Annotated in this window: 12 protein-coding genes; all 12 read right to left on the reverse strand. The window is 71.4% G+C overall.

The features are described 5' to 3' along the window. Positions 1-131: 131 nt before the first annotated feature. A complete protein-coding gene (eno, locus tag LHJ74_RS24175; protein ID WP_260220313.1) occupies positions 132-1,412 on the reverse strand; it encodes a phosphopyruvate hydratase in 1,281 nt (426 codons plus the stop codon). A 249-nt stretch (positions 1,413-1,661) separates the two neighbouring features. Further along, positions 1,662-2,666: a transglycosylase family protein gene (locus tag LHJ74_RS24180; protein WP_260220314.1), complete on the reverse strand. Its 1,005-nt coding sequence runs from the start codon at positions 2,664-2,666 to the stop codon at positions 1,662-1,664. 106 nt (positions 2,667-2,772) lie between these two features. Then, positions 2,773-3,999 carry a cytochrome P450 family protein gene (locus LHJ74_RS24185; RefSeq protein WP_260220549.1) on the reverse strand — a complete coding sequence of 409 codons (1,227 nt, stop codon included), beginning with the start codon at positions 3,997-3,999 and terminating at the stop codon, positions 2,773-2,775. 90 nt (positions 4,000-4,089) lie between these two features. Beyond that, positions 4,090-4,920, reverse strand: a complete 831-nt coding sequence (locus LHJ74_RS24190; RefSeq protein WP_260220315.1) for a lysoplasmalogenase family protein — start codon at positions 4,918-4,920, stop codon at positions 4,090-4,092. A gap of 45 nt (positions 4,921-4,965) precedes the next feature. Further along, positions 4,966-5,529 carry a Uma2 family endonuclease gene (locus tag LHJ74_RS24195; RefSeq protein ID WP_260220316.1) on the reverse strand — a complete coding sequence of 188 codons (564 nt, stop codon included), beginning with the start codon at positions 5,527-5,529 and terminating at the stop codon, positions 4,966-4,968. Positions 5,530-5,653: 124 nt separating this feature from the next. Then, the gene (locus tag LHJ74_RS24200; protein WP_260220317.1) at positions 5,654-7,933 is read right to left on the reverse strand and encodes a polysaccharide pyruvyl transferase family protein; all 2,280 of its coding nucleotides are present in this window, start codon (positions 7,931-7,933) and stop codon (positions 5,654-5,656) included. Then, positions 7,930-9,252, reverse strand: a complete 1,323-nt coding sequence (locus LHJ74_RS24205) for a hypothetical protein (RefSeq protein WP_260220318.1) — start codon at positions 9,250-9,252, stop codon at positions 7,930-7,932. Before LHJ74_RS24205 ends, LHJ74_RS24200 begins: the two co-directional genes overlap by 4 nt. A 188-nt stretch (positions 9,253-9,440) precedes the next feature. Further along, entirely contained in the window at positions 9,441-10,109 is a 669-nt protein-coding gene (locus LHJ74_RS24210) for a hypothetical protein (RefSeq protein WP_260220319.1), read from the reverse strand. 316 nt (positions 10,110-10,425) lie between these two features. Beyond that, entirely contained in the window at positions 10,426-11,145 is a 720-nt protein-coding gene (locus LHJ74_RS24215; protein WP_260220320.1) for a lytic polysaccharide monooxygenase, read from the reverse strand. 234 nt (positions 11,146-11,379) lie between these two features. Next, the gene (locus LHJ74_RS24220) at positions 11,380-12,390 is read right to left on the reverse strand and encodes a nucleoside triphosphate pyrophosphohydrolase (RefSeq protein ID WP_260220550.1); all 1,011 of its coding nucleotides are present in this window, start codon (positions 12,388-12,390) and stop codon (positions 11,380-11,382) included. 144 nt (positions 12,391-12,534) lie between these two features. Then, positions 12,535-13,203, reverse strand: a complete 669-nt coding sequence (locus LHJ74_RS24225) for a SurA N-terminal domain-containing protein (RefSeq protein ID WP_260220321.1) — start codon at positions 13,201-13,203, stop codon at positions 12,535-12,537. A 153-nt stretch (positions 13,204-13,356) separates the two neighbouring features. Continuing rightward, positions 13,357-14,034, reverse strand: coding sequence for an HNH endonuclease family protein (locus LHJ74_RS24230; protein WP_260220322.1), 678 nt, complete (start codon positions 14,032-14,034; stop codon positions 13,357-13,359). Positions 14,035-14,089: the final 55 nt, after the last annotated feature.

Here is a 14,089-nt window from a genome sequence, read left to right on the forward strand (position 1 = left end):
GCCTCGCGAGCGCGTGCCGCGCGCTCAGGCGCGCTCCGGCGCGTCACGTACATACGTCCCCGCCACCGTACGGGAACGGTGGCGGGGACGTGGGGTCTGCCGTCAACGACAGACCCGGGCCGTGCAGAGTGTCAGCCCTTGAAGCGGGGGAACGCGGAACGGCCCGCGTACACCGCCGCGTCGTCCAGGATCTCCTCGATGCGCAGCAGCTGGTTGTACTTCGCGACGCGCTCCGAGCGGGCCGGGGCGCCGGCCTTGATCTGACCGCAGTTGGTGGCGACGGCAAGGTCGGCGATGGTGACGTCCTCGGTCTCGCCGGAGCGGTGGGACATCATGCACTTGAAGCCGCTGCGCTGGGCCAGCTCCACGGCGTCCAGCGTCTCGGTCAGCGAGCCGATCTGATTGACCTTCACCAGCAGGGCGTTTGCGGACTTCTCCTCGATGCCGCGGGCCAGCCGCTCGGGGTTGGTGACGAACAGGTCGTCGCCGACGAGCTGCACCTTGTCGCCCAGCTTCGCGGTGAGCCCGGCCCAGCCCTCCCAGTCGTCCTCGAAGAGCGGGTCCTCGATGGAGACCAGCGGGTAGGCGGCGACCAGCTCCTCGTAGTACGCCGTCATCTCGGCCGCCGAGCGCTTCTGGCCCTCGAAGCTGTAGGTGCCGTCCTTGTAGAACTCGGAGGCCGCGACGTCCAGGGCCAGGGCGATGTCCTGGCCGGGGGTGTAGCCCGCCTTCTTGACGGCCTCCAGGATGAGGTCGAGCGCCTCGCGGTTGGAGCCCAGGTCGGGGGCGAAGCCGCCCTCGTCGCCCAGGCCGGTGGCCAGGCCGCGCTCCTTGAGCACGCCCTTGAGCGAGTGGTAGACCTCGGCGCCCCAGCGGACGGCCTCGGAGAAGGACTCGGCGCCGATCGGCGCGATCATGAACTCCTGGATGTCCACGTTGGAGTCGGCGTGCGAGCCGCCGTTCAGGATGTTCATCATCGGGACGGGCAGCTGGTGCGCGTTCGGCCCGCCGAGGTAGCGGAAGAGCGGCAGGTCTGACGCCTCGGAGGCGGCGTGCGCGACGGCGAGGGAGACGCCGAGGATGGCGTTCGCACCGAGCGAGGACTTGTCCGCCGTGGCGTCCAGGTCGAACATCGCCTGGTCGATCAGGCGCTGCTCGGTCGCGTCGTAACCGACGAGCTCCGGGCCGATCTGCTCGATGACGGCGAGTACGGCCTTCTCGACACCCTTGCCGCCATAGCGGTTGGCGTCACCATCGCGGAGTTCGAGGGCCTCGAAAGCGCCGGTCGAGGCGCCGGACGGAACGGCAGCACGGCCGGTGCTGCCGTCGTCGAGGCCGACCTCGACCTCGACCGTGGGGTTGCCTCGCGAGTCGAGGATCTCGCGGGCTACGACGACGTCGATGGACGGCACGAAGTTCTCCTTCGGTGTATAGGACTGCTGCACCCGCAGCCTATCCGCCTGGCGGACGATCCGTTTGTTCCGCCGGTAAAGAAAACGCTCCGTTACGGAACCGATCCGTAACGGAGCGTTTACCCGGAAGGACCTGCCCCTGAGATGCCGGCGGGGAGCACGGGCGACCGCGAGATCAGCCCGCTCACCCGTCGTCAACGCCCGCCGTGGCGCCTTCCCCGCGTTCCGGCGCGGGCATCGAGAGTCATGTCACAGCGTGAGGCTCTGCCCCGGGAGGATCAGGTCCGGGTCGGAGCCCACCGTGTCGCGGTTGCCCTCGTACAGGGAGGTCCAGCCGCCGTCCAGGCCGAGGTCGGCGGCGATCGCGGAGAGCGAGTCACCGCTCTCCACCCGGTACTCGCCCGCGGGCTCGGGCTTGCCGTCCCTGCCGCTCTTTCCGTCCTTGCCGTGCGATCCGCGCGAGGCGCGGTCCGAACCGTCCCGCTGCCGGTCGTCCGGCGCACCGCGGTGCTTGCCGGTGCCCTCGCCCTCGGTACCGGCCTCCGCCTCGGGCGTGTCGGGCGTGTCGGCGCCGTCCGGGGACCTGTCCGATCCGTCCGTCCGCTGGGAGCCGTCGGACTCGCCGGACCCGTCTGACGCATCGGAGGAGTCGGATCCGCCGGTCTCCGACGGGCTCTCGGACGGCTTGTCCGACGGGCCCGCGGACTCGTCCCTGGACGGCCGCTCGGAGGGGCGCTCCGACGGCTGCTCCGCGGAAGGCCCGTCGGTATCCGGCGAAGTGTCCGTGTCGCTGGGCTCGGGAGCCGGTTCGCCGGAGGACGTCGGCTCGGGAGCGGGCTCCCCGGTGGCGTCGGGGTCGACGTCGGGCAGCTCCTCCACCACCTCGCCCAGCCCCGAGGTCACCGAGCAACTCGGCCAGGCGCTCGGCCCCTTGTCGGCGAGGATCTTCTCCGCGACGGCTATCTGCTGACTGCGGCTGGCCAGGTCGGGCCGCTCCGCGAAGTCCCGGCCGCCGTACTGCTCCCAGACGTCCTGGGTCAACTGGAGGCCGCCGTACTGGCCGTTCCCGGAGTTGGAGCTCCACAGACCGCCGCTCTCGCACTGGGCGACACGGTCCCAGGTGCTGCCGTCGTCCGCTTGTGCCGCGCCCGCTCCGAGCAGCGGCATGGCGATGCCTGCGCCCGTCACCCCCGCTGCGACGAAGAAGGCGGGAGCTTGACGGGGCCGTCGGTGACGGCCGTTCCCGGAGCGCATGTGGAGCCTCTCTTAAGACAACTGAAGTCCGACCGGTCGAAGACGCACCGGTCGAGCATCGAACGTAACGTCGGGCCACGGCAGTCACAAGCGAATGTCGCGAGCATCACGCAAAGGTCACGGGCAAAGTACGCAAACCACGCATGATCAGGCCACCGCGCCAGCGCAATTCTTCCGGCTCGGCAGCGAGTTGAAGACCGGGCAGCCGCTGGAAGACCGAGCCGATCGCAATCCTGCCCTCAAGTCGGGCCAACGGGGCGCCCAGACAGTAGTGGACCCCGTGTCCGAACCCCAGATGCTGGTTGTCGCTCCGGCCCAGGTCGAGGAGGTCCGGCGCGTCGAACTTGGCCGGGTCGCGGTTGGCCGCCGCCAGCACCACCAGCACCGGTTCCCCCGTCCCGATCCTCTGACCGCCCAACTCCAGTGGCTCCGTCGCGAATCGCCAGGTCGCCATCTCCACCGGCCCGTCGTAGCGCAGCATCTCCTCGATCGCCGTGTTCTGCCGCGCCTCGTCGCCGCATGCCACCGCGTCCTGCCAGCGTTCCCGCTGCTCCGGGTGGCGCAGCAGCGCGTAGGTGCCGTTGCCGATCAGATTCACCGTGGTCTCGAAGCCCGCGAAGAGGAGGATGAACGCCATGGCGGCGGCCTCGTTCTCGGTGAGGTGCTCGCCGTGGTCAGAGGCGCGGATCAGTCCCGAGATGAGGTCGTCGCCGGGGTCCTGGCGCTTACGGTGAATCAGCTCGGCCAGGTACGCCCGCATCTTCTTCACCGCACGCCCGACACCGCCGCGAGGGCCGCGGTCGTGCCGGATCATCATGCCCGCCCAGTCGCGGAAGTCGTCCTGGTCGCCGGGCGGCACTCCGAGCAGATCGCAGATCGCGTAGAGGGGCAGCGGGAAGGCGAGTTCGTGGATGAGGTCCGCCGCGCCACCGGGCCGGCCGGCGAGGATGCCGTCGATCAGCCCCTCGGTCAGCTCCCGCACCCGGGGCTCGAAGGCCGCCACCCGCCGGGGCGTGAACGCCTTCGACACCAGCCGCCGCAGCCGGGTGTGGTCCGGCGGGTCGATGTTGAGCAGATGCGTCATCAGGTTCGCGCTGCGCTCCCCCGGGATGCCCACCTTCCCCTTGCCGTGCGCGGCCTGCTCACTGTGGTGCCCGGGGTTCTTGCTCAGCCGCTGGTCGGCCAGCGCCTGCCGGGCATCCCCGTAACGGGTGACCAGCCACGCCTCGACCCCGCTGGGCAGTTCCGTCCGGCGTACGGGGGCGTGCTCGCGCAGCCAGGCGTACGCCGGGTACGGGTCGGCAGCGAATTCCCAGTCGAAGAAGGGGGGCATGGGCGGGGGCGTGGGGGTTTCGTCGTGCACGCCCCCGACCGTATACGGGCAGGTGAGCGGCGCGCGGCCGCCCGCGACGCGCGCGTCAGGTCAGGCGGTGCCGTTCCCGTCCCCGGCCCCCGCCGTACGCTCCAGCCAGCCGGTGACCAGGAGGTACTGGCCAAGCAGGTAGCCCGCCATGATCAGGACCTCCTGTGAGGGAAACTCGTGCCCGGCCGCCTGCGCGCCGATGAGCAGGTCGGAGGCGAGGAACGCCCCGGCGCCCACGGCCACCGTCCCGCCCACGGCCAGCGCGGTGGCGCCCATCGCGGCCAGGGCCAGGCTGTAGCCCGCCACCGGGAGGCGGAGCCGCCGCTCCAGGGCGGGGGCGAGGGCGGCGTTGACCGCGGCCCAGGCGGCGAGGCAGCCGACGCCCGCACGGCGGGCACGGCGGCGCGATCCCCTCGCCTCCTCAGAGCTGCCGGAGCTGCCAGAGCTGCCGGGGATGCCGGAGCCGTGGAGTTGGGCCAGGCCCGCCGTATAACTGAGCTGGGTGCCGAGGAACGCGGCCATCCCCAGCAGGAACGCGGGCTCCCGGTCGTCGAAGAGCAGCGCGGTGTCCCCCACGGTGGCGAACGCCAGCCCGGCGGCCAGCGGCGCCGGAACCAACGGCCGGTCTCCGTCCCGGGCACGCCCCTGTGCCGTGTCGGGGAGGGTCGGAGCCGGGGTCCAGCGGCCGGAAGCGGAGGTCGAGTAACGCGACGCGTAAACGGCCAGCGCGGGCATCAGGAACGGTTTCGCGGCCCGGAGCGGCCCGCGCGGGGCCCGTGCGGTGCCCAGCAGGTCGACAGCGGCGAGTGCACCGTACGCCGCCAGCGCGCCCCGGCCGCGCCCGTACGTCCGTACGGGCAGACCTCGCCTGCCGCGCCCCCTGATCACCATGCGGGGCATTCTGACCAGGCGGCCGTCCCCGGTCAACAGGTGCGGTCAGTCGCGCGGGAAGTCGTCCGTCTCCAACCGCAGCTCCATCCCGAGCGGCGACAGGTCGAGATCCTCACCGAACTTCACGGTCAGCTCGCTGTCGTACGCCTCGCCGTCGGGGCGGCCGAAGGCATGGCACTTCCCGGTGTAGGGATCGGCGATCAGATAGACCGGAATCCCGGCGAGGGCGTACGCCTTCCGCTTCCGGCCGTAGTCGTTGTCCCCGGTCTCGCGGGAGATCACCTCCAGCACGAACTCGACGTCCCGGTAGGTCCAGCGGTCCTCCACACCCTCGGCCTCGGCCGTGGCCGACAGCTTCAGCAGATCCGGGGCGAATCCGTTGCCCTCGCCCGGCAGCGCCAGCAGTACGTCCGACAGCGTGCTCGCACGACGGCCATAGCGCTCCTTCAGCTGGAGCAGGACCAGCTCGATAATCTTCCAGTGCGTCTTCCGCTGTGGCGACACGACCACGGCCCCCTCGACGATCTCGGCCTTGAAGCCCTCGGGGACTCGCATCCGATCAAGGAGCCACAGCTCCTCCTCCAGCCCGGATGTGTCAGCGTCAGCCATATCGATCCTGTCGGTCATCTCGACGGTCACGGTGCCGCTCCCCTCCCCGCCGCACTCTGTAGGCGCAGCCGCGTACGACAACGATACGAGTGACTGGTCGGTCACGGCCCGGCCTCGCCGGTTGTCAGGCGAAATGCTTCGTGAGTTCGGCGAGGTTGTCCTCGGTGACCCGCCACAGTTCCCGCTGGCGGGCGTGGACGTCAAAGACGGCGTTCGGGTGGCTCTCCAGGAGTGCCACGGCCCGTTCGGTCAGGAGCGCACCCAGCTCCCGGTCGTGCACCGAGACGCCCCATTCCGGGCGGCCGATGTCGTCGAGGAAGTAGGCAAGCTTGGGGTGCGAGATCAGGCTGAGCACCGGCGTGCCGCAGCCGAAAGGGATCATGGTCGCGTGGCCGCGCATCCCGATCACCAGCCGGGTACGGGCGTAGTGGTCCCGGATCTCGTCGTTGGAGAAGTCGTAGAGCGGGTCGACGGGCAGCGTGATGCCGTGCTCGCGGCGCATGTCGTGCACCAGGCGCTCGTCGGCGGGCATGTGTGCCGCGTACCGAACCTCCGCGTGGCCGCTCAGCTTCCGTACCGCTTCCGCGAGCTGGCCGAGGAAGTGACCGTAGTCGTGCCCGAAGCGCAGGCCCGCCCGGTCGTACGCGCAGTTGAGCAGTACGGTGTCGGCCCGCCGCTCCGGGTCCCGCCAGCCGGGGTCGAGCTGCCGGGCGACGGTGGTGGGGCACGGCTGCCAGCGCACCCGGTCCCGCAGCCCGGACGGCAGCAGTTCCCGTACGCGCCGCACCGAGCCGTGGTTGCGCAGGCCGAAGAAGGCCGACTGCTCCACCAGCGTCCGCAGGCTCTGGATGAACCGCGGGCGTCCGTACTCCTGCCCGTCGAACGCGTTGTAGCCGACCGCGAACACCGCCAGCGGCACGGTGATGCGGGCCAGCAGTTCGTCCGGCACGTTCCACTGCCAGGCGCTGTTGCCGTTCGGCCAGGTGTCCGGCAGGAACAGTCCGCCGCCGCCGATGATCACGCCGCGCCGGGCGTTCACCTGCTCCAGCGCCCGCTCGTCGAAGAGCCGGTGCACATGCACCGGGTGCCAGCGGCGCGGGCCGGTGTCGGAGTCCAGGCACATGCGTACGGCTTCGGGGAGCACCTTGTCGCCGGCGTTGTCCTGGCCGGTTGAGAAGAGCGCCACATGTGCGAACTGCTCGGCGGCGGGCGCCTGCTGCCCGGGCGCCTGCTGCCCGGACTCCGCAACGGGCGGCGGAAGGTGCAGGGAACGGCAACCCCCGTGGGTCGGCTCCGAGTCGAGCCCCTCACGGGCGTACGCACGCGCGCCCGCGTCGTCGCCGCGCAGCCAGGCCAGCCTGCCCAGCTGGCGGAACGCCCGTGCGGCCACGGTCGGTTCGGCGGTGGCCAGCAGCAGACGGGTCTCCGCCTCCTCATGGCGCGAGACGGCCAGCAACGCGGTCCCGAAGGTCTCGTGGAAGCGCGGCTGGTCGGCCTGCGCCCGGTCCGCGACCAGGGACAGCACCTCGACCGCCTCGTCGTAACGGCCCTTCTCCAGATACACACCCGCGATGTCGCGGGCCAGGTTGATGGAGGGTCCGGAGGTACGCAGCAGGGGCTCGACGCAGTGGAGGAAGTAGTCGGGGTGGCGGCGTACGCGCAGGGCGCAGTAGGCGCGGTGGAATGCCTCGTCGGTCAGGTCGAAGCGGCGCCACGCCTCCTGGGCCGGGCCGTATCCGGCGCGGGAAGCCGTCCAGGGGTGGTGGCCGTCCGCTTCGCCGAAGTTCAGGACGACGGCCGCGCCGGGCACGGGCGTGTCGTCGTAGAGGCGCCGCACCAGGAAGTCGAAGCGGGCGTCGAGCGGCCGGTGCGGCGCCTCGGTGGTGTCGGCGTCGCGCTGGAGGACGAGCAGGCCGTCCTCCCGTACGGCCCGCTCCCCGCCGTCCACCGGCTGGGGAACGGCGGCGGCGCCGTAGCGCAGCCGCACCAGTTCGCCGATGTCCCCGAGCACGACCATGCCGGTGGTGAAGGCGAGCACCGTGTCGTAGCCGGGACGGCCTTCACCGTCGCTGCCGTCGCCGTCCGCGCTGCCCTGGAAGGTCCGCAGGTACGCGCTCCGCGAAGCAGCGCGACGGGGCACGAGGCGCGGGTGCAGCCGCCGGGCGGCGTCCAGGTCCGCCTCGCTCAGCCCGTCGTGCAGGAGCAGGAAGTCCTCGCACAGCCAGGGGTTGGTCAGCGCCAGGCTGCGCAGCAGCGCCAGCAGACCGGGCAGCCGCTCCCGGTCGGTGTGGCAGGCGAGAGCGATGCGGCGCTTGTCGGCGGCGGCGCGCCCGCCCGTGCGTGCGGCGGCTGCGCGCGGTGCGGTCCCTGCGCGCGGCCCGGTCATGTCGGTGGGGTCAGTCATCTCAGTGAGGTCCGTACTCCGTCGGCGCTCGTTGCGTGAGCCGTGACCCATTCGCTCTCCTTCTCCCGGAGCCGACCGGGTGGCCCGTAGCCGATCAGATCGATGGCGGGACTGACGTCCAGGAAGTCCAGCAGCCGCGCCATCGTGAATCCGGTGGTCGGGCGGGCGCCCCAGCCGCTCTCGCCGATGAGTGCGGGATCGGCGATCGGGTGGCGCAGCGCCGCGTCGCCGGCGTAGTGCTGCGCACCGGGGACCAGTCGGCGCAGCGCGCCCCGCCAGTCGTCCGCCGACTCGGCGAACACCAGCCGGAGAGACACGGGTTCGTGCCAGCGGGGGGTGGTCCCGTCGGCGAGTGCGCCCACGGCGTGCACGTCCGTACGCATGCCGGTGCCGGGCTCGCCGGGCGCGCGGCTCGTACGGTACCTGTCGCAGCGGACCACCAGGTCGTAGGCGTCGACTGCCGCCGCCAGTGCCGAATCTCCCTCGGACGGTGCGATGTTGGCGACCACGCACACTCTGCGTCCGGCCACCAGGGCGCGCAGCCCACCGAGGCCGCACGGCTCGGTGCCGCCCAGCAGCGGATCCGCCATGCGGGGCTGGACGACGAGGCGGCAGTAGGTGGCGTACAGCCTCGCGAGCCGCCGTACCTCCGGGTCGCCGGCGCCGCGTTCGCGCATGCGGGCGCCGAGATGGGCGGTGAAGGCGGCCTTGATCTCGGTGGCGGGCTGCTGCTCGCCATGCACTGCCGCTGCGAAGGCGCGCGCGTGCGGGCAGCCGCTCTGCTCTTGCGGACCGCCCTGCTGCTGCGGACCGCCGCGCGGCTGCGGCCCGTCCGGCGGGAACAGCCCGGCGGCCTCGGTCAGGCAGGCACGCTTCTCCCGCAAGGTCCGCATATGCAGGGCGACTTCCTCGGCGGCGGGGCCCTGCGAGAGTCCGAGATAGCGCTCGTACGCCTCGGCCGCCTCGACCGGCCGCTCCAGCGCCTCCAGCGCGCGGGCCCGCAGCCGCCAGCCGCCCTTGGACTTGTCGCGCATCTCCAGCGCCGTGCCGGCGAGGCGCAGCGCGAGGTCCGCCTCGCGCGGGCCGCCCGCCCGCAGCGCGGCGTCCCCGGCGGGCAGCAGCGCGTCGAACGTACGGGTGGAGAGCAGCGTGCCGAGGGCTGCGGCGAGCCGCAGCCGTGCCGCGTCGGAGACTGCCGCACCGCGCCGGGCGGCGCCGGAAGTGTCGCCGGACGTGTCACCGAGCCCGGCCAGATAGCCGGAACAGGTCTCCACGCACGCGGCCAGCGGATCGCGTGACCGTCCCCGCCATATGCCCATCGGTACCCCGCACTCCCGGCAACAGAGTGCCGAACTGTGCCCGATGGTCGCCCGCCGCACGCAAAGCGCCGGCACACGGCGCGTGAACGCCGTGCGAACCCTTCACGCAGACGCGCCGGAGCGGGGTGCAGGAGCCCGGCGACCAGCCCTCACGGCCTGTCGCCCGGCTCCTGTGCTGCCCAAGTGTCCTACGGAGTCCAGACGATGGGCTTGTCCGAGTAGTCCTCATCGTCGTACTCGGCTCCGGCGACCGTCAGGCCAGGGCCTGCGCCCTGCAGACGGGAGCTCTTGTAGCTCGCGCCCTTCTTGGCGAACTCGTCGGGTGCCTGTCCCTCTTCACAGTCGGGGAGGCTGGCGCCGAAGACCACCGCGCCCGTGCTGCCGCCGCTCTCGCTGACTCCGGAGAGGTTGGGCGGGTAGGTCCCGCCGAGGTCGCTGCCGTCGGCGTTCTCGATGGTGTAACGGACGCAGTAAGGCGTGATGTCCGGGTTTGCCTTGTCGCCCATCGCCTTGTCGAAGGCGGCCTTGTCCAGCTTGTCCACACCGGTGACGGTGATGCTGATCGCACCCTTCGACCCGGCCTTGTCGTACGGGACGACCGCGGGCTCGCCGATCTTCAGCTTCGTGCCGGGCGGCGTCACCTCGACCTTGGCCGGCTTCGCCGCTGGCGAGCTCTCCTCCGGGGCCTCCTCGGGGCTGGATTCGGGCGCGGCCGAGTCCTCCGCGGGTGCCTCGGGCTTCGACTCCGAGGAGGAGTCGGAGGACGAGTCGGAGGAGTCGTCGTCACCGCCGCAACCTGTGAGTGCGAACGTGACGGCGCCGATTACCGACACCACTGCCATGCGTGTGCGCTTCACCGCTGTGCCTCTCTGATGCCGCACGAGGTCCCCCCTCGCCCGGGTGTTGGTCTACCGGTGACCACCTTGGCTCATATCGCAGCGGAGTCGCGTATCAGCCGGGATCCGATTCCCTGGCACTTCCGTAACAGTCGCTGTTTCTCGGCACACCCGTCACACCCGGCACACCGCGCACACCGCGCACGCTCGGCTTGCCCGGTCCCGGAAGCCGCGGGCGCACCTCCGCGCCCCGCCGCGGGGGAGTCTTCACCCGGGCGGGGCGCGGAGTGCGAGGTGCCGTGTGCCGTGTGCGAGGTGCGGTCAGCCGTGCCCGGGGTCAGGCCGGGGCGCAGGCGCCGAGGTCTTCCCAGACACCCCACTCACCGCTGCTGCCGGGCTCCTGGCCCTGCACCCACCACCTGGCGCGCCAGGTGTGATCTCCCCAGGTGACGGTGTCGCCGCCGTTGTAGACGCTGCCAGCGTCCCAGGCTGTCGCGGTGCAGTCGTCCGGGTCACCGGGCTCGCCGGGCCCGCCCGGGTCACCGCCGATGTTCACGTCGATGCAGGAGTAGAAGGCGTTGTCCGTGTCGGCGACGTTCCAGACGGCGAGCACCTTCTGCTTGCCGGTGAGGTTGCCGAAGTCGACCTGGTGGTTGACGGTCGCCGGGGGCTGCGCACCGCCGTCGTTGAACTCCGCCACCTTCTGTCCACCGACGAAGTACTGCCAGGTGCTGGTCGCGTGACGTGCCGTCAGTTTCCAGGTGAAGGTGGTCGAGCTGTCGACCGGGGTGGCCTTCCAGCCCTTGCTGTCGTCGTCGAGTTCGGCGAAGCGGGAGTTGCCGCCGCTGCAACTCTTCAGGCCCTTCGGCCCCTCGACGCTGTGGGGCTCGTACTTGATCTGGCCGCAGTCGACGGTGCCCGCGGCGCACTGAGCCTGGCGGCTCGGCGGCGAGTTCACGTAGCCGTGCGCGCTGGCCGTGCCGGTCGGCAGGGTCACGGCGAGGAGGGGTGCGATCCCCGCGCCGATCATGACAGCGAGCCTTCTTTTCGTGTTCATGCCAACTCCTTCGTTGTCGAGGCCGCCGCTGAGGGGGTGCGGATACCGGTACGGGTGCCGCCTGCACCCGTACCGCTTCACGGCCTCGTCGAGTGGGGTCAGTGGGGGGCTCGGAGACGCACGTGGCCAGTACTGAGGGCGAACTGGCGATCGAGGTCTTGGTCTAGACCTTATCGCTTGTCTGACCCCCGTCAAGAGGTAAGGCCCGGAGCCCTCAGCCCCGCTTGCTCCGCCTCAGCCCGCCTGCTTCTCCGCCGCGCGGATCGTGTCGCGGTAGGTGCGAGCCGCGGCCCGCAGTGCCGTCTCCGGGTCGATGCCGTCCTCCTCGGCCCGTACGGCGAGGGCAAGCAGCTCATATCCCGTACCGGCTCCCGCCGGGACCGTCACGTCCAGTCCCCCGCTACGCGCCCGGCCCGCCAGCTTCGCCGCCAGCGCCAGCGCGGGCTGCCCCAGCGGCACGCCCTCGGTCACCGAGGTACGCCCCTTCTCCACCGCCTTCGTACGGAGCCAGTGCGCCTTGACCTCCTCGGGGCTCTCAGCGGACTCGTCGCCGAAGACATGCGGATGCCGGTGGATCAGCTTCTCGACGATCGTCCCCGCGACGTCATCGATCGAGAACGGCTCCTCCGGATCGTCCTGGGCGATGCGGGCGTGGAAGACGACCTGGAGCAGCACGTCCCCCAGCTCCTCGCGCAGCGCCTCGCGGTCGCCCGCCTCGATGGCCTCGACGAGCTCGTACGCCTCCTCGATGCCGTACTTCACCAGATCCTCACTCGTCCGCACGCCGCTCCAGGGGCAGTCGGCACGGATGCGGTCCATCACCTGCACCAGGTCGAGCAGCCGGGCGCCGGGCAGGTCGTAGGAGCCGGGGAGCAGTTCCAGCTCCGGCATCTCCTCCCGGCCCGAACCCGCGAGCCGGGCCAGCCCGTCGGTCAACCGAGGCTCGCCCTCGGCAGCGGCGATGACCACGACGGTGCCGCCGTCCGCCATGCAGGCGTCCACGAGTTCGCGCGCACTGAAACCGGGGGCAGGACCGGATGCCGGACTGAACTCCCCGCCGGGCTCCGTGCCGGGCTCCGTGCCGGGCTCCGGTACCTCCACCTCCACACCCGCCTCCCGTACGTACGGGAGCAGCGGGTGCCCCTCGTCCGCGCAGACCACGCGGCCAGCCTCCCGCAGCGTCTGCCAGGCGGGCCAGGACAGCAGCCCGGGAGCGACCCGGTGGCTGGTGGTGAGCAGCACGATACGAGGCCGCGCGGCGGGCTCGGCCGGGCGCGCGGCGGGCTCGGAGAGTTCGGGATCACGGGAGGACCTGGGGGTCTCGGAAGGATGCGGCACCTTACGAAACTAACCCACTCGCGGCCGGTGACCAGCGCTCCGCCGGACCGGTCAGGCAGGCTGCTGCTCCTGCTGCGCCCTGTCCTTCCGCTCTCCGGTGACGTCCTTCAGCCACGGGGTCTCCGCGTTGACGAGCGTGGTCTCCTTCGCGCTCCACTTGCCGTAGCGCGGGTTGACGTCGATGCCCATCTGCTTCGCCGCCTCGGAGAGCTTGCCCGTCAGCTGCGCGTTCGCCTCCGGAGCCTGGAGGTTGATGCCCGACTCGGCCGCGATCTTCTGCACCGCCACCTCCAGCCACACCCAGTCGTCGATCTCCGAGGGGGCGACGGCCTGCTGCTGCAGCAGCATCGTCCGGAACTCCTTCGGGCCCCCGGCACGCTGCTCGAACTGCGACCGCACCTGCTGGATGTCGCGGCGGGTCACGGTGACGCCCGAGTCGTCCGCGACCTGCTTCACGATGCGGTGGCGGATCATGCTGTTCAGCGTGACGCGGGTGAGCTGGCCACTGCGCTTGATCAACTCATCGCCCTGCGGCTGCGCGCTCTGCGCGTCCCGCACCTCGCCGACCTTGGACTGGAGCTGCCCCAGCGTGATCCGGTCGTCACCCACGACGGCCGCCGCGCCGGGGCGGGCGTCATTGCCGCACGCGGTGAGGAGCGGGGCCACGACGACGAGCGCGGCGGCGGCAGAGACGGTGAGCGCGGACCTGCGGCGGTGCATGGGGCCTCCCGGGCGGCGGCGAGGGTCGTGCGACGTCGCATGACCTGACGATGATCGATGTTAGGCAGCAGAGAGTGGTCGTGACCACCGAATCGACAGGTATTCGCCCAACGATTCGGCCAACACAGCAGTCGCCCCGCAGAGCACAGACTCTCAGCCGTTGCTCCGGCAGCGCTCCAGCATGCTGCCCAGCGTCTTCTTCTCGGGCGCCGTGACGGACAGCTCGTAGTGGTCCTTCACCGTCACCCAGTTCTCAGCGTACGTGCACCAGTAGCTCTTCAGCGGCGGCTGCCACTCGTCCGGCGGGCGGTCCCCCTTGGACTGGTTCACGTTGTCGGTGACGGCGAAGAGCTGCGGCCGGTCCATGTCGTTCGCGAAGTCCTCCCGGCGGTCGTCCTCCCACTCCCGGGCGCCGCTGCGCCATGCCTCGGCCAGCGGGACCATGTGGTCGATGTCCACGTCGGCGGCCTCCCGCCACACCTCCCCGTCGAACGGACTGCGCCAACTGCCCGACACGGAACGGCAGCTGCCGTCCGTACGGACCTTTTCCCCGTCCCGCTTGAGCACGGCCTCGCGGGTGTTGCAGGCGCCCTCCTGGACGGACCAGTGCGGGAAGCGGTCCCGCGAGTAGCCGTCCATCGTCCCCGGCTCCCGTACATCGAGCGCGGCCAGCACCTTCTCGGCACCACCGCCTGCCCCAGCCTCCGCCCCGGCGGACGGCTTCCCCGCCCCGGCGTCGTCCGTACTCCCGTCCGTCCCGCCACTGCATCCCGCACTCAGCAGCAGAGCCCCCACCGCCAGCGCCGCCGCACGCCGTCTCTGGTCTCCCACCCGGTCCGCCCCTCATTCGATCCTCACCACCGCACCTCATCCTGACAGGCGCCGA

This window comes from Streptomyces gossypii (assembly GCF_025165795.1).
GTDB lineage: Bacteria > Actinomycetota > Actinomycetes > Streptomycetales > Streptomycetaceae > Streptomyces > Streptomyces gossypii.